Origin of the sequence: Rhodopirellula halodulae (assembly GCF_020966775.1) — a bacterium.
Taxonomy (GTDB): Bacteria; Planctomycetota; Planctomycetia; order Pirellulales; family Pirellulaceae; genus Rhodopirellula; species Rhodopirellula halodulae.
The window spans coordinates 1,672,526-1,693,311 of record NZ_JAJKFV010000029.1 but is presented as its reverse complement, the minus strand read 5'-3'; the positions used below and the strand labels follow the sequence as shown (position 1 = coordinate 1,693,311).

13 protein-coding genes are annotated in these 20,786 nt (G+C 56.5%); 2 read left to right on the top strand and 11 right to left on the bottom strand.

Annotated elements, in window-relative coordinates; genetic code table 11:
- Nucleotides 1–190 precede the first annotated feature (190 nt).
- From LOC70_RS19070 to galE, 7 genes are all read right to left on the bottom strand, one after another.
- On the bottom strand, nt 191–1,261 hold the full coding sequence (locus LOC70_RS19070) for a mannose-1-phosphate guanylyltransferase (RefSeq protein WP_230255574.1): 1,071 nt from the start codon (nt 1,259–1,261) through the stop codon (nt 191–193).
- A 48-nt stretch (nt 1,262–1,309) separates the two neighbouring features.
- Nucleotides 1,310–3,646: a HEAT repeat domain-containing protein gene (locus LOC70_RS19065; RefSeq protein WP_230255573.1), complete on the bottom strand. Its 2,337-nt coding sequence runs from the start codon at nt 3,644–3,646 to the stop codon at nt 1,310–1,312.
- A 43-nt stretch (nt 3,647–3,689) separates the two neighbouring features.
- The gene (locus tag LOC70_RS19060) at nt 3,690–4,331 is read right to left on the bottom strand and encodes a hypothetical protein (RefSeq protein WP_230255572.1); all 642 of its coding nucleotides are present in this window, start codon (nt 4,329–4,331) and stop codon (nt 3,690–3,692) included.
- Entirely contained in the window at nt 4,328–5,176 is an 849-nt protein-coding gene (locus LOC70_RS19055) for a MotA/TolQ/ExbB proton channel family protein (RefSeq protein ID WP_230255571.1), read from the bottom strand. The genes LOC70_RS19060 and LOC70_RS19055 overlap by 4 nt, the downstream gene beginning before the upstream one ends.
- Nucleotides 5,173–6,993, bottom strand: a complete 1,821-nt coding sequence (locus LOC70_RS19050) for a hypothetical protein (RefSeq protein WP_230255570.1) — start codon at nt 6,991–6,993, stop codon at nt 5,173–5,175. The genes LOC70_RS19055 and LOC70_RS19050 overlap by 4 nt, the downstream gene beginning before the upstream one ends.
- Entirely contained in the window at nt 6,990–9,212 is a 2,223-nt protein-coding gene (locus LOC70_RS19045; protein ID WP_230255569.1) for a hypothetical protein, read from the bottom strand. Before LOC70_RS19045 ends, LOC70_RS19050 begins: the two co-directional genes overlap by 4 nt.
- Before the next feature lie 208 nt (nt 9,213–9,420).
- Nucleotides 9,421–10,407 (bottom strand): UDP-glucose 4-epimerase GalE, encoded by a 987-nt coding sequence (gene galE, locus LOC70_RS19040; RefSeq protein ID WP_230255568.1) that lies wholly within the window; start codon nt 10,405–10,407, stop codon nt 9,421–9,423.
- A 178-nt stretch (nt 10,408–10,585) separates the two neighbouring features.
- On the opposite strand from galE, the gene xerD reads away from it, so the two are divergent.
- A complete protein-coding gene (xerD, locus tag LOC70_RS19035; protein WP_230255567.1) occupies nt 10,586–11,539 on the top strand; it encodes a site-specific tyrosine recombinase XerD in 954 nt (317 codons plus the stop codon).
- Nucleotides 11,540–11,560: 21 nt separating this feature from the next.
- Here the strand turns inward: xerD and LOC70_RS19030 are convergent, their stop codons facing one another.
- The 3 genes from LOC70_RS19030 to LOC70_RS19020 form a co-directional block, all read right to left on the bottom strand.
- Nucleotides 11,561–12,715 carry a beta-ketoacyl-ACP synthase III gene (locus LOC70_RS19030; protein ID WP_390889058.1) on the bottom strand — a complete coding sequence of 385 codons (1,155 nt, stop codon included), beginning with the start codon at nt 12,713–12,715 and terminating at the stop codon, nt 11,561–11,563.
- A gap of 232 nt (nt 12,716–12,947) precedes the next feature.
- Nucleotides 12,948–13,265 carry an HU family DNA-binding protein gene (locus tag LOC70_RS19025; protein WP_047813421.1) on the bottom strand — a complete coding sequence of 106 codons (318 nt, stop codon included), beginning with the start codon at nt 13,263–13,265 and terminating at the stop codon, nt 12,948–12,950.
- 173 nt (nt 13,266–13,438) lie between these two features.
- Entirely contained in the window at nt 13,439–18,043 is a 4,605-nt protein-coding gene (locus LOC70_RS19020; protein ID WP_230255565.1) for an Ig-like domain-containing protein, read from the bottom strand.
- 692 nt (nt 18,044–18,735) lie between these two features.
- Here LOC70_RS19020 and LOC70_RS19015 point away from each other — a divergent pair.
- Nucleotides 18,736–19,182, top strand: a complete 447-nt coding sequence (locus LOC70_RS19015) for a YbjN domain-containing protein (protein WP_230255564.1) — start codon at nt 18,736–18,738, stop codon at nt 19,180–19,182.
- Between the two features lie 177 nt (nt 19,183–19,359).
- Here the strand turns inward: LOC70_RS19015 and ahcY are convergent, their stop codons facing one another.
- The gene (gene ahcY, locus LOC70_RS19010) at nt 19,360–20,706 is read right to left on the bottom strand and encodes an adenosylhomocysteinase (RefSeq protein WP_230255563.1); all 1,347 of its coding nucleotides are present in this window, start codon (nt 20,704–20,706) and stop codon (nt 19,360–19,362) included.
- Between the last annotated feature and the right edge of the window lie 80 nt (nt 20,707–20,786).

The window sequence follows — 20,786 nt, the reverse complement described above, 5'->3', positions numbered from 1 at the left end:
GCGCTGAAAAACAGCACATCACACCGACCGATAGCCAGAAACCACCGCCCAAAGCAAGATCAATCGTTTTAAACCACGAATTCGCCCTTTCCATCGAACGAGCCCGACCTCGGACGATCCGGACGCGGTGCAGCAACTGAATCTCCCTTCCGCTCAATCGCCGGTTGCTACATGTCGTCGTTCAAAAACCTCAGATTCGGTCTTCGGCTCCGCTGGCCTGAAGCGCCGCGACAATTTCCCGAACCCGTTCCTCAGACGATTTTGGGGCCACCAACGTCGCATCGGGCGTCTGAACGACGATCAAATCATGAACATCGATGGTCGCGATCGTGTGGCCCGGTTCGCCGTGCACGATGCAACCGGTTGAATCAACGCCCACGTGCGTCCCGACGACCGCATTGCCTGCCTCGTCCGCAGGATGCAATCTCGACACGGCTTGCCAACTGCCGACATCATCCCAATCGAATGGTGCTTCGATCACGACCACCGGCGAGTGACGTTCCATCACCGCATAGTCGATCGATTTGCCTTCGATTGCCGCGAATTCTTTTTGGAGCACCGCGTCGTATTCCGGCGTCCCAATCGCATCGGCGATGGCCTGGATATGAGCATGCATTTCTGGCTCGTGTTGCTTCAACGCATCCAGGATCGTCTGAGCCTTCCACAAGAAGATGCCGCTGTTCCAGGAGAACGTCCCCTCTTCCAAGTACCTCTTGGCCGTTTCCGCATCTGGTTTTTCGCGGAACGTTTTGACCTCGTAGGCCTCGTGCCCTTCGAGTTGCTCACCGCGTTGGATGTAGCCAAACGATTCGGCGGGATAAGAAGGCTTGATCCCGAACGTCACGATTGCTCCTGGATGCTCCTTCAAAATGGCTTCACCTCGCTGAACGCCTTCGGCAAATTTTTCATGCTCCAGGATCACATGATCGGAGGGACAGACCAGCATGACCGCGTCGGGGTCTTCGTGAGCGACCAGAGCCGCAGCCAGTCCCACGCAAGGAGCGGTGTCTCGCCGACAGGGTTCCCCCACGATCGTCTCAGGTCGCAACTCAGGAAGCTGCTCCGCAATCGGATCGACCAAAGCGACCGACGTCAACACGTGCGTGCGTTCCGCAGGGATCACCGCATTCAACCGATCACGGGTTGCCTGAATCATGGTGCGGTCACCCGCCAACGACAACAGTTGTTTTGGCTTCGCCTTGCGAGAAGCCGGCCAAAATCGAGTGCCACTACCGCCAGCCATGATGATTGCGTGAAGCATGCTGCTGTTCCGTGTTTTGAATCAATTCAGAAGAGAAGTCGTGAGAAGTCACAGCTCAGACGATTTCATTCGATCTCTCAACAACTGAAGTGCTGTTGAAAAGATCTCCACGTCGGGAGCCAATTCAGCTGCACGTTGTAGTTGCTTTTCGGCAGCTGGCAAATCACCGGATAAATACAGCGCTAACCCGTAACGGTATTGCACTTCGGCATTGTCTGCGGCCAGCTTCGCGTCGCGTCCAAGCAGCGGTAATTCGTCTCGACGCAACTTCTTGGCTTTCTCACTGGCACGCGTCGCCACCTCGGTTAGCGTTCCGGTGTCACCAAACAGCTTCACGATCGCCGATCGGGCATCTCCTGACTGAGACGCGGCATTGACCAGTTGATCCAACATGGCGGCAAAGTTGGTTCGAGGCCCAGACATCTCGGGCTGGACTCGCATGGCGTTCTCATAAGCCTTCGCGGCTTCAACAAAGTCCCCACGTTGCTCGCTCAATGACGCCCAAGCCATGTGAGCTCCAGCGCGGTCCGAAGCCACCATCAGTTCCTTTTCGATCTCATCGATCGCCAAGTCAGCCTTCTTTCTCCGCGTCCCCGATAGCGTTTGATAACCACCGGAGGAGACCAACGCTTTGATCGCTTCGCTCTGCACCAACCGCGAAGGATCATCCAGCAGAGGCAACAAGACCTTCACCGCATCCGACGGATTCGTGTTCCCCAAAACTCGTGCAGCGGTCGATCGCAAAATCGGATGCTCATTTGCGTCTTTGAGAACGGTCTTGGCTGCGGAAATTGCCTCTCGGGCACGCCCCGATCGCATCAATTCGTCCAGGGCCGTGGCTCTCGCGAGCACTGGTGCGATCTCGGGCGGCTGGGTTACGTACCGCAGAGCACGCGAAATTGCTTTTGAGTCGCCACTCCGTAACCCGGACAAAATCTCGCCGTAGTGCGCTGGCGTTTGACGATTCGCACCGTACCAACGATCGCAAGCTTCATTGCACCATTGGTCTGTTTTCGCGATGGCCTCGGCAACCTCTTCGTCGCCCTGCGAAGCAGCCAACAACCAATCCTGATACAGCGTCAGAGAATCACGTTTCTCTGCTGGAAGGCTTTCCAATTGGTCTTTCACATGACAACCACTGCACGCGTTCGGCGTTCCGATCGACACAGATAAATCCGGCCGAGGAACCCGCAGACTGTGATCACGCCGCGGATCCACATCCATGTACGTCGTGTGTGGCATATGGCAGTTCACACACTTCGCCCCTTCGGAACCCACCGCATGATGGTGGTGTGATGGCACATCGTATTTCCCCGCGGAGTGCTGATGGCAAGACGTGCAAGTCTCGTTGCCCGGGTGCTTCAGTTCCAACGAGTGAGGATCATGGCAATCCGTACAACGGATTCCCTTGTGATACATCTTGCTTTGCACAAACGACCCAAAGACATACACCTCGTCTTTAATTTGTCCATCGTCGTGATACGTATCGCCACGCAACAATTCCAAGTTGAAGTGACTGCAAAACGCATCGCCTGCCTGATAGTCGGGATCCAAAACGCTACGGCGGCTGTGACAAGGAGCACACGCTTCCAATTGCCCGGTCGGATCGCTTCCTTTTAGCTTCGCCAATCCATACCCGTGGTGGCGATCCCAAAAGAGTGAATTTCCTCGCGCCATTTCAACATGCAAGCTGGCGGGACCATGGCATGCTTCACAACTGACGTCAATTTCGGAAAACGTTGTGTGATAAGTCAACGTTTTGACATCGTGGTTCGTTTTAAGATTGGTCGAGTGACAATCCGCACACATGGTTTGCCAACGCTGCGCGACTCCGGTCCAGTGCAGCGGATCATCAGGTTCTAGCTTCTCCGGCACATCCGGTGGTCTCAGATAAAACCATTCTTTTCGATGCGTGTCCCAACTGATTCGCAGAACTTGCAACCGCCCGATCTCGTTTTCATTCGCATCCGGATCCCGATCAAACTCGACCATGTACTGCTGCAGCGGATCCACGCCGAATACGTACTTCACTTCGAAGTCCTGCATCTTTCCATCAGGCCCCTCGGTGTGAATCATGAACCGCTCACCGTCTCGGAACAGTCGGTTCTGCAGCCCGTCGTGTTCGAACACCACATCGTTGAAGTCGCCCAAGACCGTGTCGTCGGTCGCGATGTCCATCGCCAGATCGTGGTGCGAGCCAGCGAATGAATGCGACTCGTCCTTGTGGCACTCGACACACGATTCCCGTCCCACAAACGTCGCGACGGCGTCCTTCGGCAAACCGGTGAAATAGTCGGCTGCAACGGCACCTGAAATCAGCAGCACCACCCCGAGCCCGACCAACACCAACGGCCGTCTGAGCTGATTTCGCAGGGTAGAGAGCATGGAGACCGAAGAATGGTGTGGGGATGAAGGCGGGGCCGCTATTCTACTCGACGGACACTTTCAGACCACGGCGCATCAGCTCAACCGCACGCAGCCGCATCTGATAAACCATTTGGTCGATCGACATCAGTTCCGATGGGACAGCGTGTGCACCTCTTGGTCCCTGGGACTGGCGTTTGAGAGCCGCCGACATGCCAACCTTCTCTAGTCTTCGTGCGGTTCGCAGCAATTGTTCGGCCAATTCGAACAACTCCGAGGATGCTCTGGCTTGGTCCGCGTCTGACTCCGAATCCTCTTGTTCCTTGCTCTCACCTTTGCCCGTCGCAGGAAGAACAGACGGCAGTTCGCTGTCTAGCACCGATCCATCCAACACGCTGCCGCGTTTTCGGATCACATCCAACACGTCATCCAACATGCCATCGCCGGTTGGCGAGACCTCAGATCCATCAAGAGCACTCTTGATCCTGGCGGACGCGTCTCCTTTTTCGATCACTGGCAGTTTGGCTTTTGGCAATTCCTTCGCAACTTCGTTCTGAACCGACTCCTCAACGCCGTTCGCGTGATCGTCTTTCTTGGCCGACGCCGCATTTTGATTCGGCGGCGGAGTAGCTGACGCAAGACTCGCGAAACAGAACGCAGCACATAGGATCAAGCTGCCGAAACACGGTTCCATCCAACGGTTCATCGATTCCCATCCTGTTCTGGTGGAGCAGACTTACGACTAGGCATTTGAGCGGGCGGCACGGCCACAATTCGCCCGCCTCCCGGCGTGGAAGCACTGACCATTCGCGAACTGGCCGCTGCTCGACGCCGAAGCGGGGCCAAAGCTCGGTCCGCCTGCAACGTGACTTCGGATAGCAACGCATCCACTCGATTGCGAAGCACCCCTGACGCGGCAAGTGCCGGGATGGCGACCAGCAAACCACCGACGGTCGTCACCAAGGCTTGGTAAATGCCCTCGGCCAAGTCCCCCGCTCCGGCCGCTCCCTGCGAAGCCGCCACCTGACGAAACGCGAAAATCATCCCGGTCACGGTGCCAAGCAACCCAACCATCGGAGCCAAATTCGCGATCATCGACAAATAATCGATACGCCGCAGCATGCGAGCCGACTGATCGACTAGCGCGTCCTCGACAGATTTCTCCACCTCCGGCCAACCGTACTCGCGATGGTTCAGTCCGACCGCAACCACTCCGGCCAAGACACTGGGGTGTTGCCGCAACAGCATTTCCGCTTCCGACAAACGTGAAGAATTCAGAGCCGCCGCAACGCCCTCACTGAGTTTCTCAGGAACAACATCCTTTCGGCGCAAAGCAAGCGACTGATCCACGACCAAGTAAACGGCCGTGACACTGAAGGCAACCAGCACGAACAAAATCGCGAGCCCCGGCGCGCCGCCGCTCGTTACGATCGACCATAACGAATCCGGTTCACCGGCGGGAGTTTCCGCCTGTGCCAATGACAGCAATTGGTGATGCCCGATCGGCTCCCAATGCGAGCCCAGCTCACTGATTTCAATCGCCAGCATCATCGTCTCTCTCTTCCGGATCGCCCCACGGACAACAGAAACTCAGCATCAGCCAGCAACGGGTCGCTCCAAGCCAACCGCAACACACCCTTTTTTTGCAAACCTTCCACCAACTGGTCGTGTTCACTTCTGAGAGTCAACTCGATTCCGTCCACTCGCCGTTTGGCTTGCACCCATGACAAAACCAACATCGAAAAAATCGCGGTCGGTAACAACGACAACATCAAACTCGTGAACAACATGGATGCATCCGGACGAGGGAATTTTTCCAGGTCGCCCGCCACGCCTTCAACCGCCAAGACATCTCGCATGGTGGAATAGCTGGCATCAAAGTAACCGCGATACAGAGCCACCAAAGGCCCCGTCATCAATAGCCAAAACAGCAGCGTTCCCAGCACCCCCACCATGTTGGCGAACCACACCGACGGAGCACCACGTTCAATCGCCCGATCGAATGAGTTTTGCGAAGCTTCTTGCAACGATTCAATTCCCGACAGCGACGCCACAGGCACATCCTGAGAAACGTCGGGTGCAATCTCAATCGATCCGTGCCGAAACTTGTTCAACTCAGCGCGGAATCGCCGAGCCATCGGTTCCAATCGCTCCGCCACGGAAGCCGCTGTTCTTTGACGCAGTCCGTTTCGTAAATCCATGTCCGCGTTGCGCTGATCGCTGACATTGCGTGCTCCGGCGTAGACCGCGCCGATCAACGACGGCAAGCTCCCGGACAACGACAACAGGACACGATCCCAGGCACCATGCGTCAGATTAAGCAACGACAGAATGGTGCGATAAGGAAACCAAATCGCAGCGGTATCGGCTAACAAGAACAGCCGAAGTCGACTTCGGATCGCCGCTCTCAGCGGCGTTGCACCACCCAACAAAGTTCCCGCCACTTCCGTTGGCAAACGTGTCGCCTCCGCGTTCAATCGGTCAACTGCTCCGGTCAATTCGGGCAGTTCCGTTTGCAACACCGACGCCACCGCGGCGGAGAATCGGGCGTCCAAAGCAGACAGGCGTGTGCTTCGTCGTTGATCCCCGCCTCCCGACTCGCAAACGGCCTCTTCGATTCGACGTCCCAGCGTCTCGGCAAGTTCGATTCCAATTTCGTCTTCGCCACGTGGATCGATTTCGAAGTCACTCACGATCACCGCGGGAGCGATCTGGCTTTGCGGTGCCGTCTGACGCAATCGCGCAATCAAAGCCTCCACATCGGTATCCAACGACTCATCGTCACGATCCGCCATGTTCACCACGGGGATGACCACCGTGCCTTCCGAAGCGGCCGCCAAACCGGTCACTCGCTGGCTCCGCAATTGGTCTCGGCGAATCACCATGATCAACACCGATGCTGTCGCGAGCGCCCGTTCCGCCACACTGGCGATCGCGCGTCGATCATCGGTTGCCCCCGGTGCATCCACCAGCAAATAAGGTGAGCCAATCGACCGCATCTTTCCAGAATCGCAAGCCACGAATCGTTCGTGCCGAACGTCCAGATCGGCGGGAGGCTTGGGGCCGATCCAGGTCAGCTTCTCCGTTGCCTCTTCCAACGAATTCCCACTGCGAATGGCATCCACCGGACCACCACGAATCATTTGGCGAACCAACCACGATTTGCCTTGCCCGGTCGCTCCCACCACGGCCACCACCAAAGCATCGGAAGCACGATCCGTCATGATCGATTGGCGGGCTTCCGAATGGTCGCGACACAACTCGCCGATCTCGCGTCCAGCCTGACTGTTCCCAAGCACACGATCCGCCGCACGATGCACTCGCTGCAAAAACCGATCGCCTGAATCATCCATCGCCATGGGGCTCATCGCGTGACTCCTGCTTCGGAAGATTTCGTCGCTCCACGTTTGCCCTTGCCACTCGGACGTGGCAGCAATCGCTTCAGTTCACTCACAAATTCGTCGCGTACTTTCAGCAGCGGCATCATCTGTTCCGGAGGTTCACCGCCGGGAATTCGCGACGGCGGCAAGGTGATCGTCGTCTTGCTGACTCGAACGTCCATCGGCGGGTCCGGCCGAGCGACACCGAGTTCATCGCAAAGCACCGCCAAGAAATCGGCGAGCTGCTGACGAGCGGCCTGCTGCCCAACGTCTTGCGTCCCACGGTTTGCCGCCCACATGGCCGACAAAGTCGTCAGGCCAGCAGCCGCCAATAATTCGGGAATCGACGCTGCCAAGAACATGTTTGCCCCGAAGTCCACGGGGATCATCAGCACCGCCCCGAAGGTCGCAAACAAAGCCGCCAAAGGAGTCAGCCCTGTGGCGATTTTTCGATGCACCGGCACCTCCGACCACATTTGCCGAATCGCCGCATCCAATCTTCTTGGATCCAGCGTGGTGAAGTCATCTTGCTCGAACCGCAAGACCGCCCGTTCAACGGGTTCACGAAATGGTGATGGTGCGTTGGTGTCTGAATCCTGGTCCGAAGCGGACGCGTTCTGTGCCGCCTCACCCGCGTCACGCTTCAAGTGTGTCAGGATTGCCGTTCCACCATGGCGTTCGATCTCGTTGATCAATCCGGTGGGCTCGATCAAGCCGCCATACTCCCCACTTCGAAACCGTCCTTTGATGTCATCCGCCGCACGACGTGAAACGGCGGTGGGAGTCAGACTGCGGATGAAATCACCGGCACCTCCCATCACTCGACGCAAGGTCGCATTCAAACGAACGCCCCACCGAGCGTACCAAGGAGCGGTGGCCGCAAACGACTCCGTGAGTTGACGGATGATGCGTTCGCTTTGATGCAACCGCAACTCGATGACTTCTCCGCCAATTTTGCGATGAGCGAAATACTCCAGAGCGGAGTCCAGAAGCAACTGTTGGCAGCGTCGCGTCTTTTCGAACGACTCATCCGCATTGATCTGGATCGCATCCAACCCCTGATTCCAAACCGCGTCTTCCAGGTTGATTCGCAGAGCTTGATGCAACTGCGAGAACAAAGCTCCGCGATCCAGCTTCGTCGGCAACGCACGCAACAAACGATCCTCCTCGATCGCCGCGGGCGGATTCGCATCCGGGTCTTCGCTGACAGAAAAGAAAACCGGCAAAGGATCCGCTTGAGGCTCATCCAACGCATCCGCTTCGGACGACGCAATCACATCGCGTGTGTCGGTCTCGTCTTCGCCGCGTGGGATGAATGGACGACTGGCCGGGACGTCAAAATCATACGCGGCATAAAGTGTTCCAACGCCGTACTTCTGCACCAAAGGGTCAAAGGTCTCGTGAACTTGGTCCGGTGTCTGACGAGGGCGAACCTTGTTGACCGCCAACATTCGCGGAACGCCGGGCATCAAATCCGATGCGATGCGAAGCAAGTCGGCCAACGTTGTGTCGCGTGATGATTCGGCGCCGGTGACGATCAGAAAAGCGGAACACAGGGTGGCCGCTCGTCCCAACAGCTCGCGACGTTCTTCCGGTGATCCCAATCCGAATTCGGCATCCGAAACGATATCGGGACAATCCAACAACCCAACGCCCACTTCGTCCAATCCAGGATCCGTGGCAAGCAACGGGACCGACAACAAGGTTTCATCACCATCGCGATTGTTGTACTGAGTCGCCGCGATTTCAGGGTCCAACGACAACTCCTCGGGTGAGTTGCCCAACGAGTCGCCAATGCGAGTGATCAACAAACTCCAAAGTTCCACATCGGCTCGCCAACTTTGCGGCAGCCAAAGCACGAACCGATGCGTGCCATCTTTGTTGCTCGTCCCGCGCAGGGTACGACGTCGACCCGCGGGCGAAAGAAACGAACTGACCAGACTGGTTTTGCCACTGTTCAGCATCCCGGAAACCGCGATCGTTGGACGATCGATCAATTTGGATGCGGTGTGCAAACGACGTCCCGATGCCAATGTCGATTGCGACAACGTGGTATCGATCCGTCGCAACGCGGTGAGGTAGCTTTCGCGACCTTCGTTCGGTGCGATCCGTGCCACTGCCGCGCGGCGGTCATCGTCTTCCAACAACGACAAGAGAGCCGGCCAATCCACCGACGAGTCTTTTGTGGAGCGTCGCAAAGGAAACATGAACGAAACTACGCCAACGTCTTAGCGGTAAAAATGAAGATGGCGTGTCGAGTTCGCCGGAACCTCCATCATCGTGATTCCGTCCGACACCGACAACCAGTGTCGAACCTAGGCATTGAGGCATCCCCGGATTGGTGACGCCGTCGGCTCGATTCTTGCCAGCCTCTGAAGGCTCAAAGGCGAGACATCGGGGGCGTGAATTCCTGAATCACACCGTGTCGTACCCTTGAGGATGCGATTGATGCCAATTCCAAGCCGTCTGAACAATCTCTTGAATCTTCGTGTAGCGAGGTTTCCACCCGAGCACTTCGCCGGCCAATTTTGCATCGGCAATCAACTCGGCTGGATCACCGGGACGACGTTCTCCCATCACCTCGGGAATCGCATGACCAGTCACCGTGCGGCAAGCCTCCACAATTTCGCGAACGCTGGTGCCGCGTCCGGTGCCAAGATTGACTTGGATGCCTTCGCCCGGCTTCAATCGATCGAGTGCTCGAAGGTGTGCGTCACCGAGATCATCCACATGGATGTAATCGCGAATGCAGGTGCCATCAGCGGTCGGGTAATCGTCGCCAAAGATCGTGATGGAATCCCGCTGGCCCAACGCGACTTGCAGTACGATCGGAATCAGGTGTGATTCCGGATCATGATGCTCACCAATGCTGCCGTCTGGTCTTGCCCCCGCCGCATTGAAGTACCGCAATGCCGCGTAGGCAAAACCGTAGGCGTGAGCGTAATCAGCCAAGGCCTTTTCAATCACCAACTTGGAAAATCCGTAGGGATTGATCGGATTCTGCGGCGTGGTCTCGGGAATCGGCACGGTATCAGGTTGGCCGTAAGTCGCGGTGGTGCTGCTGAAGACGATCTTCTTGACGTCCGCCGCTCGCATGGCCTCCAACAACGACAGTGTCGCAACCACATTGTTCTGGTAATAGATCGACGGGTCACGAACAGACTCGCCGACTTCAGCAAAGGCAGCGAAGTGCATGACCGCATCAATCGCATGCTCTTTCAATAATGCGGTGATTTTGCCGGTGTCATGCAGATCGCCCTCGATCAGCAATCCCGCTGGCACCGATTTCGCATGTCCTCGTGAAAGATTGTCGTAGACCACGACCTCGTGCCCCGCATCCAGAAGCAAGGCGACCGCGTGAGACCCGATGTATCCGGCACCGCCGACGACGAAGACTTTCATAGCAAATTTCGAACAGAGAATTTGAAGGCAAAATTGAGGTTGGCGGCCAGCGGCCGCTAGGACGATAACGAATTCAGGAGCTTCTGAAATCCCGCGTCGGTTTTGCCCGTTTCGGTTTTGGACGGACTCGGGGACTCAAACACAAATCGGCAACGGACACGCGGAGAGCAGCACCAGAGTGGCTAAACGAATCACCAAATTGCAGCAATTGCAGGCCGGACAGCCAGAATCAGCCGCCCCTTCGGCCGGTCAAGCGGTTTGTGATGAATTTTTGGTTTATCTGAAACGGGAGTGCCATCTGGCTGACAACACAGTGGCCGCCTACGGACGCGACATGAAACGCTTCGTTGGTTGGATGGACGGTCGGCGCCCCGCAACGCTGACGATTTCGGACCTTTCTGATTTCGTGGCCTCGCTGCACGGCGAAGGATTGGCCCCCACCTCCATTTCTCGAGCCATCGTCGCCGTGCGAACGTTCTTCAAGTACCTGCAACTCGAAGGCATCGCCGTCGACAACCCTGCGGAGTTGCTCGCCACACAAAAAGCGTGGCAACGGATGCCCGGTGTGCTGTCGCCCACCGAGGTGGATCTGTTTCTTTCTGCGGTGAAGAAATCCGACACGTTCTGGCAACGTGATCGTGCCTTGCTCGAAGTCCTGTACGCCACTGGATGCCGAGCCACAGAGGTTTGCACGCTGAGAATTCGCGACCTCGCATTCGATGACCGCACCCTGCGTTGCCACGGCAAAGGCGACAAGCAGCGTTTGGTCCCGATCGGTGGACGAGCGATCCAGGCGATCCAGCTTTACCTGGAAGAAAGCCGGCAAATTTTATCGGACCGCAACCCGGGCCAGGTGGACGAGCTGTTTCTTTCGCGAGGCGGCAAACCGTTGGATCGAATCCAACTTTGGCGACTGGTCAAACGATACGCGAAACGGGCTGGGATCGCGGACGAGATCAGCCCACACAGTTTGCGTCACAGTTTCGCGACTCACTTGCTCGCCGGCGGTGCCGACTTACGCCAGGTTCAAGAAATGCTGGGACACGCCAGCATCCAAACGACCCAGATCTACACCCACGTGGAACACTCTCGCCTGCAGAAGGTCCATCGCGACTTTCACCCGCGTGCCTAGATCAACTCAGCCGCACAGGCGCTACCAACGAAGCAGCGCCGTTCCCCAAGCAAGTCCGGCTCCGAAGCCGCACAGCAATACCAAGTCGCCCTGTTTCAATCGACCTTCGCGGGCGGCTTCATCCAGTGCGAGTGGAATGCTTGCTCCCGAGGTATTGCCATACTTATCGAGATTCACGAACACCTTCTCGGCGGGAACATTCAAATCGGACACCGCCGAATCAATGATCCGCTGGTTGGCTTGATGCAAAACAACCAATGCCAAGTCATCCGGCGAAACATTCGCGGCCTTCAAAACGTCTTTGGCACTTTCGTCGAAGACTCTTACGGCCCATTTGAAAACGCCACGACCGTCCATCGTGAGGTACTGCTTGCCTTCGGCTTGCGATTCAGGCGTGATGGCCAAACGCGTTCCACCGGCGGGGATGCACAACATTTCGCCGCCACACCCTTCACTGCCTAACTGATAGGCCAACAACCCGTTTGACTCGGCATTCGATCCTGAACAGCTCTTGGATTGACAATCTGATGAACCGGAAGCGACGGTCAACAAGGCTGCCCCGGCCGCGTCGCCGAAGAGCGGGTAGGTTTTCTTATCCTCCGGATCGACTGTTCGACTCATCAGATCCGCACCGATCACCAGCACGTTGCGAGCATTGCCGCTGGCCACAAACTGAGCTCCGGTCACCAACGCATACATGAAACCAGCGCAAGCTGCCCCGATGTCCATCGCCGGTGCCAAGGCTCCTAACCGACGTTGCAAATGACACGCAGTCGAGGGCGTCGGATGATCAGGTGTGATCGTGGCAATAAGGATCAAGTCGACTTGATCCACCGTCACATTGGCGTTGTCCAGGCAACGAATGGCGGCTTCGTAACACAGATCACTGGTGGCCTGATCGGCATCGGCGTGACGACGCTGCAAGATCCCCGTGCGACGAACAATCCAATCGCTATCGCAGCCCAACGCGGCGAGATCTTCATTGGTCACGATGCGGTCGGGAACATAGGATCCCGTGCCAGCGATCCGGACCCCTTGCGACTTTCCCATTCGCCCACGAGTCGTCACTTCTGTTTGTGGTGCGTTCGCGTTTGGTTGCTCAGTTGATTGCACAGCAGAAGCTTCGTTGACCGATTTGGTAGCCACGTCGGTGGCATTCGGGGACGTCTCAATCATGTTGTCGCCGAGAGAAGATCACGGATGAAAAGTGGATGAAGTATAGCGACAATGCAACTCGCTGGCATCCCGAACACTCATTCGGCTAGGACGCATAAGGTCGCCGGAGAACTGATCCCCAAACGTAGAATGGCCCCCACGCGAAACTTGGCCGACAAACGAAAACTGCCCCGCAACGCGAATTCGCACGGCGGGGCAGTGAATTCCAAATGGAATCGATTTGATCGATGGATCAGATCATTTCCTTCAAGCCCTTCAATGGGCGAATGGTCAGCTTCTTACTAGCTGGTTTGGGAGCCAACCAGATTTCTTCGCCGTTGGCAGGGTTGCGACCTTTGCGTTTTGGCTTGGCGGGAACGTCCTTCAAAACAATCTTGCAAAGACCTGGGATCGCGAATTGTCCTGGGCCACCCTTTTGCAACGACTTTTCGATCTCGCCAGCCAACGAATCGAGAACAGCCGCAACGTCCTTTTTGGTCAGTTCGGTTTCTTCTGCGATGTTGGCGATGATTTGAGTCTTCGTCGGTGGTTTGGGCGGTACTTTGGCCATGAGCGGCACCTGCAAAAATGGGAGAACTAAATAGTGAGTAGGAGTTAGAACGTTGGGATTCCCCTCCGATGCGGCACAAGTGTTATGTCCCGCGCGGTCGGTCCGCAACCCATCCAAAGGCCGAAAACACCGTGTTTTTCAGCCTTTTTCTGATTTCGAGGCCCGAAACAGGCTCAGTTTACGTCCGACGAGCCTGTCAAGACCTCATCGACGGCTTCACCCAACAGCAACGGTTGGCCGGTCACACCGCTCGCGACGGCGTCTTCCGCATCCGAAATCCGAGTCAAATCGTCGCTGACATCGGGCATCGCCGCGTCAATTTGGCTCGCGGCGGAATCAGAACCAACCACCTTGTCAGCGTCGCCCGATAGGATCTGGATGGGTTCGCCAGCAGGCTCCGAACTGCTTTGAGCGCGAGACGTTCCCAACTCGGTTGCGGGCACGGTCGCATCAGCAACGGTCACCGCAGCGGCGAGTGGTTCGCCAGCCGCCTGAGTCGAACTCTGCGCTGAGCTGGACGAAGCTTCTTCCAATTCCAAACCGGAATCATCCAAATTCAGAATCACCAATCGAACGTCACCCACTTGGCCACGAACTTCCAACGCACGTCCGTTGCTCAAGTCTGTCGTGCCGCTGACCGAAGCGGTGGTGGTCGCACCGTCAGCGGTGGTGGATTGAGTCGCATTGACGGTGATGCTGGTTCCAGCCGAGTTCAGCTCCAATTCAAGATCACTCAAATCCGATGACGCGGCATCACTGGTCTGCATGTACAACGCGTTGCTGCCAGGCTGGATCGCAGCGACCACTCGACGCGCCGGTGCGCTGCCGAACCAGTCGTTCACTCGAATGTATTGAGGCAACAAACGTCCGAAGTTCAACGAGATGTTTTCGTCCGTGTCATCGGCATCGCTTTGAATCTCGATCTCTTGAGCCTCTTCACCACCTTGGAAGAACGGCACGGCAGGAATGCTGAGCTTGTACGTCCCCGGCAACATGTTCGGCACGCTGATCGTTCCGTCCGCGAAGACAACCGACGAATCCGACAAAGCCAAAGACACCGTTTCCCCGCGAGCGTTCGTACCCGTCAACAAAGCGTTGTCGTAGAAACTCGAAGTCAGCGATCCGAAGCTATCGAGCGAGATGTTGAATGTTCGCGCGAGATAGTCGGCGATGTCCACGGTGATCGTCGCGGTCGAGCTGCTCAGTCCGCCTGGATCCTGCACCTGATAGGTGAAGGTGTCGGTTCCGGTGAAAGTGTCACTGGGTGGGGTGTAAAGAATGCTCGCCCCGTCCGAACTGACCGTCACCGTTCCGCCAGCCGATGGAGTACTCAGGTTGACGAACTGCAGAACTTCGCCTGAATCGACATTGGTCGGCAGATCGTCGCGAGTCATGACGGGAAGGTTGGTCACGCCCTGGACGGTCGGCACCGTGACCGACTCAGCAACGGGTGCATCATTGACTCCCGTAACCGTGAATGTCACCGTCGCCGTCGACAAACCACCACCGGTATCACGAATCGTGTAGGTCACGGTTTCCGTGCCGTTGAAGTTCGCGGCGGGCTTGTAAGAGATCGCCGATCCGTTGTTCACGATCGCGACCGTTCCACCATTGGACGCGCTCCCCACACCGGTGATTGTGAAGGACTCGTTGTCAGAATCGGTGGTGTCGTTCGCCAGAACATCATAAGTGGCCGTGTTGGAATCCTCCAAAATGGTTCCCGATGCTGGGAACGCATCGTTGTTGGCTACCGGTGCATTGTCGTCACTCTGGATGTTCACGGTGACTTGCACCGTGTCGGTGCTGGTTCCATCACTGAGCGTGTACTGGAACGTGTCCGTGCCAATGAAGTTCGCTGCGGGCGTATACAGAATTGACAACCCATCGGAAGCCACGGTTACCGTGCCACCATTGGACGCGGTTCCAACACCGGTGATCGTCAATGTCTCGCCGGGGTCGGCCGTCGACGCCTCATTAGCCAATACATCCAAAGTGTTTTGGCCGGAACCGGAGACCACCGTGAACGTGTCATCCACACCGACCGGCGGATTGTTGGTGGTGACATCACCGACAGCCAACGTCGCACTGCCGTAGTTGATCGAATTGGTTGGCAAACGATCGTTGTTGAAGAACAACAAGGTTTCGTTCGCGCTGACGTCGGCCGGATTGGTGGTGAAGGTCAGCGATCCGTCAGCGATGGCTCGCATACGAACGGTCGCCATGACCGATTCCTGAAGGTTCGTCGGCGAGAAACGACTGCTGGCTGATCCGATCTCGTCGAACAATCCGCTGCTCAGCGTTCCGCGAGGCAGGAAATTGAAATCGCTGTCGTATTCGATCGATGTTCCTGGCACGACTTCAGCCAAGGTTCCATCAAATTCAATGTCTGCGTAAGCCGAGTAGATCCCGCCTCGTTCAGACAATTGGCGAGCGTCCACGCCAATCAATTGCAGCAGAAATTCTTGACCAACATCGATCGAGTCGATTTCGTTTCCGTTCAAATCCGTCAATCGAACTTCGATTCGAGCCAAGGCTTCTTCGGCAACCGTCACAACGTAGGATTCGGTGGTGGTGTTTCCGGCCAAGTCACGAAGCTCAACCGTGAAATCGTTGTCGCCCAATTGAGCCGCGGTCGGTGTCCAGTTGATGATCCCATTGGACGAACCGATGGTTGCCCCCGATGGGAACACGGTCAAACTGTAGGTCACACCGCTGCCTTCATCGGGACTCACCAAGTTGGCTTCGTATGGTGCACCGACATTGCCCGTGTTGGCGTTCGCTGGCAACGTGAAGGTCGGAGCGGTGCGATCCAGCGTGACGGACAGCGACGTCGAGTTCGCACTCGTCAATCCGTTGACAATTTGCCGGGCTGCCAAGCTGTAGGTGCCATCGCCAATTGCCGCGAGATTACTGGTGGTGATCGCGACGCTTCCGCCGGTCGCGGTGCCAACGCCAACCACGGTGTTGTCAGCCGTGTTGATGATCTGAACCGTGGCGCCCGTGGTGACGCCGGTCACGTCAAAGGTCATCGACGACGCATTGGTCAAGTTGTCACTGCTGTTGCTGCCCGTGTCCGAAGACGCACGCAGATCCAACGACGACGGAGCCGACGGGGTTTGGTTGCTGTCTTCCGAGAACGTGAACACCAAACTCTGCAAGTCAGAGTTCGAACCTGCACCGGACGCTGCCGCCACGCCCACCGTGAGCGAAACCGTTTGGGTGCCGGTAACGCCCGAGGTAGGAGCGACTTCCAACAATCCAGTGGCCGAGTTCACCGTCGCCGTTCCACCCGTCACTCCGCCACTGATGAAATACTGAACGGCGTCGCCTTCCAGGTCAAAGCTTTCCAACTGAATCTGGGCAGGCGTCGATTTCGGCGACGTCGCGGGGACGTTGATGTCTTCCAGATATGGCTGAGCGTTGCGTCGATCGTTCGGCGGATCCACCACCGACACCGAGATAACTTCGTCGTACGAGTTTCCATCTGAATCAGTGATCGTCACGGTGACACTGGTGGTTCCCGTGCCGCCCAATCCTTTCAGCATGATGACCGAGTTTTCGGTGTCATTAAAAACGGTGGCATTGTTGATGACGATGTCGGTCGTCGGCTTGTTCTGCGTGCTGTTGTTGACCTGCATGTTGCTGATCGCTTCCCGCACGTCCTCCCCTTCGACCAACTGACCAAACACCGAGTGATTGAAATCGAGGAAGTCCGTCTCGACTTCGGTGATGAAGAACTGCGAATCGTTGGTGTCATCGGATGACTTCGCGAACGACAAAACCCCCGTCCGATTGTGCTGCAGATCGGGGTGGAATTGATCGTCAAAATCACCCAAATTCGAACCACCAGTGCCGGTCCCGGTCGGATCGCCACCTTGGATCACGAATCCATTGACCACTCGGTGGAAAATGATGCCGTCGTAGAACCCGCTGTCGGCCAAATCGATCACTCGTTCGGTGGCACGTGGTGCTCGTTGTTCGAACAACTCAAACACCATGTCGCCGAAGCCATCCATGTCCAATCGCAGCGAACGGTTGCCGGAAAGCACGGTGGCCTCCACCAACTGCGGATTCGCGACGGAAACCGTCACGGTCAGCGGGCCACCCTCGGCGTCGTAACCGTCGATTGGGATATGCAAAGGCGACCCCAGCTCGACGGTTTGGGAACCGATGGCTTCAAACGATGGTGCTTCGTTACCAGACGTCGGAATTGCGACGCCGCTGCGAGTGCTCAGCGTCTGCAACGACTGGACTCCCGTCAGCCGCGAACCGTCTGGGAAAATCCACGTTGGATATTCGCTGATGTTCAATGAAGAGAACTGAGGATCCTGAGTCCGATCCGGCAAAGTGACCTCGACAAACGGCAAATCGTCTCCGCCGTCCTCAAACAGTTGTTTCTGTTGGGTACAGGCTGGGCACCAGTGCGCCCCGTAGAACGTGACTCCCGCCGCATCCAAATCTTTCGCGAATTGGACGAGATCCTGTCCTGGTTCGCCCTCGGCCGCACGGTCCGAAGTGCCACGATCAGAAGTCGAGCTCTCGGCCGCGACATTCGATTGACCGGCAGAACCAAAGAAGCCGTCCGTGGAAAACAATTCCACGTCCCCAGCCATCATTTGCCGCTTTTCCAACGACTCCAACTGCAAACGCCCACGCTGAACGTTCTCTGCGGCCGAGCTAGGAGCCCCTTGAATCCACGAGAGCAGCCGACGCCGAACCTGACCAGGAAAAGACGATTGGGATTCGGAGGGACGGCGAGAAGAATTGTCGAAATTCATCGGCGAAGTTTTCTTCAGCTGAAGGAAATCCAGATCTCGAGGGCGTCCCGATCGCTATCGGGCACGAAATCCGGGGGATATCGGTTCTCATTCGACGACGGCCATTCGTTGTGACAAGCTTTTCCGGCATAGCCGCGTCGGTCTTGCTAATCGCTACGGATTAACGCACCGGCTCAGTTTCGCGAGCCGCTACAAATTCCAAAGGGGATCTAGATTCGCCGAAATGTCACTCCATTCCAAACCTGATGCCGGGTCTTCGGCAAAATCTCATCCCCCTTTCGACGGTTGTTCGGCTTTTGAGGCCTGAAACGGCCGCCAATGCTCGCGTGAGCCAGTTTTGAACGCCCACCGAAGGGGTGATTTTCGATCAGCTTTTCGACGTTCAACCTGGGCAAATGGTTCCAATCAAACAAAACAGTCCGGGGAATTACGGCCCGCGAATTGTAGTGTCCAGCGACTTTCTGGGGCCGTCAGTGCCCCGTTTTTGCTGTTTTGATGCCTGTCTCAGTGGGTCGACTGCGACCGTGCTCATCGTCATGATGAACAAACCGCTGTACGGATCGCCGACCGAAGCCAACAGCAAGGTTTGAATCAATCAAGTGAACCAGCAACCTGGCTTACTCGTCCAAACAGTAGCCGTCGCCGCGCACTCGTTTTCCCGACCGATTCACCATCACCGAGGAGCCACCGGGATGTCACCTCAAGTCGATCAAGTTTCCGCCTACTTGGACCGAGGCGGAATCAAGTACGAACAAGACTTCGAAACCAGCTTCTTCCGCATGCTTTTTGAAGGCAAACACGGGGACATTCGTGTCTTGATTGTGGTCGAAGACTCGTTGGTACAAGTCTTCGCCCACCCCGCCAACAAGGTCCCTGAAGAAAACCGCTCGGCAATCGCGGAGGCGGTTTGTCGAGCCAACTACGGTTTGAAAGTCGGCAAATTCGAATTGGATATGGCCGACGGAGAACTGCGTTACCAAACCTCTGTCCCACTGGGCGATGAATTCCCAGACGACAGCGTCATGGATCATGTCTTGTACGTTGGGGGCGCTATGATCGATCGGTACATGCCAGCTTTCCTTTCGATCATCTACGGCAACGAAGACGTCAAGTTGGCCATCCAAGCGGCAGAGTTGTAGCCGCAACCGGGGTCGCCCCAAGAATGACCGCTGCACTACTGAGCGGTCCATCAATGCAATACGCAAACAGCCGGCAAGGAATTCCTTGCCGGCTGTTTGTTATTCATCGCTGTAATTCATACACCAGGCTCACTTCGTCACGCATAAGTTGTTGACGACTTCAGCCCCGGCGACGGATCAATAGCGGTAGTGGTCGGGCTTGTAAGGGCCTTCCACTGGAACACCGATGTAGTCGGCTTGTTCCTGCGTCAACTGAGTCAGCTTCACGCCGATTGCTTCCAGGTGCAGGCGAGCGACTTCTTCGTCCAGTTGCTTGGGCAACAAGTACACCTTCACCTCGTACTTGTCGTTGTCGCGATTTTCGAACAATTCCATTTGTGCCAACACTTGGTTGGTGAAGGAACTGCTCATGACAAAGCTTGGGTGCCCGGTTGCACAGCCCAAGTTCACCAAACGCCCCTTGGCCAAAATGATGATGCTTCGGCCGGTGTCCTTGAAGGTGTAGCGGTCCACTGCACCCACGTCCGATGGCTTGATTTCGCTGATCGTTGCCTTGCCGTCGGCGACTTGTTGCTCCGCCCACGCGACGTCGATTTCGGTATCGAAGTGCCCGATGTTGCAAAGGATTGCGTCGTTGGGCATTTCCTTCATGTGCTCGCCCAAGATGATGTCCTTGTTCCCCGTCGTGGTGACGAACAAGCGACCTTCTTTGCAAGCGTTTTCCATGGTGGTGACTTCGAAACCTTCCATCGCAGCTTGCAAAGCGTTGATTGGATCGATTTCGGTGACCAAGACGCGGCAGCCGTAGCTTTTGAGGCTGTGAGCACAGCCTTTTCCAACGTCGCCATAGCCACAAACCACGGCGACCTTCCCTGCGAGCATCACGTCGGTGGCTCGTTTCACACCATCAGCCAGCGATTCGCGGCAACCGTAGAGGTTGTCGAACTTACTCTTGGTTGCCGAGTCGTTGATGTTGATCGCAGGAACACGGAGCTTGCCGGTCTTGTTCAACACTTCCAAACGGTGCACGCCAGCGGTCGTTTCTTCGCTGATCCCGTGAATGTTATCCAGCAACTCGGGGAAGCGATCGTGGACCATCGCGGTCAAGTCACCGCCGTCGTCCAGGATCATGTTGAGTTTTTCGCCAGACGGGAATTCCAACGTTTGCTCGATGCACCAATCGAATTCTTCTTCCGTCATGCCTTTCCAAGCGTAGACGGGGATGCCGGCTGCGGCGATTGCAGCGGCCGCGTGATCTTGAGTGCTGAAGATGTTGCAGCTACTCCAAGTCACTTCCGCACCAAGCTCTACCAAGGTCTCGATCAAAACCGCGGTTTGAATGGTCATGTGAAGGCAACCAGCGATGCGGGCACCTTTCAGTGGCTTTTCCGCTCCGTACTTCTCACGAAGTGCCATCAAACCGGGCATTTCGTTTTCTGCCAATTCGATTTCTTTGCGACCGTAGTCGGCCAGCGAAATGTCTTTGACCTTGTAGGGCAATCGTGTCGTTTCTGCTTGAGACACCTGGGTTCTCTCTCTGTTGTGAAAACTGAATCAACGCGAATAACCCCGCACGACGGGCGTCAGAGGGGTTGGGGACCGAT

What these genes read in the sequence shown, in the direction of transcription:
- LOC70_RS19070 (WP_230255574.1), bottom strand. Translation starts at nt 1,261, where the DNA reads ATGCTTCACGCAATCATCATGGCTGGCGGTAGTGGCACTCGATTTTGG.
- LOC70_RS19065 (WP_230255573.1), bottom strand. Translation starts at nt 3,646, where the DNA reads ATGCTCTCTACCCTGCGAAATCAGCTCAGACGGCCGTTGGTGTTGGTC.
- LOC70_RS19060 (WP_230255572.1), bottom strand. Translation starts at nt 4,331, where the DNA reads ATGAACCGTTGGATGGAACCGTGTTTCGGCAGCTTGATCCTATGTGCT.
- LOC70_RS19055 (WP_230255571.1), bottom strand. Translation starts at nt 5,176, where the DNA reads ATGATGCTGGCGATTGAAATCAGTGAGCTGGGCTCGCATTGGGAGCCG.
- LOC70_RS19050 (WP_230255570.1), bottom strand. Translation starts at nt 6,993, where the DNA reads ATGAGCCCCATGGCGATGGATGATTCAGGCGATCGGTTTTTGCAGCGA.
- LOC70_RS19045 (WP_230255569.1), bottom strand. Translation starts at nt 9,212, where the DNA reads ATGTTTCCTTTGCGACGCTCCACAAAAGACTCGTCGGTGGATTGGCCG.
- galE (WP_230255568.1), bottom strand. Translation starts at nt 10,407, where the DNA reads ATGAAAGTCTTCGTCGTCGGCGGTGCCGGATACATCGGGTCTCACGCG.
- LOC70_RS19030 (WP_390889058.1), bottom strand. Translation starts at nt 12,715, where the DNA reads ATGATTGAGACGTCCCCGAATGCCACCGACGTGGCTACCAAATCGGTC.
- LOC70_RS19025 (WP_047813421.1), bottom strand. Translation starts at nt 13,265, where the DNA reads ATGGCCAAAGTACCGCCCAAACCACCGACGAAGACTCAAATCATCGCC.
- LOC70_RS19020 (WP_230255565.1), bottom strand. Translation starts at nt 18,043, where the DNA reads ATGAATTTCGACAATTCTTCTCGCCGTCCCTCCGAATCCCAATCGTCT.
- LOC70_RS19015 (WP_230255564.1), top strand. Translation starts at nt 18,736, where the DNA reads ATGTCACCTCAAGTCGATCAAGTTTCCGCCTACTTGGACCGAGGCGGA.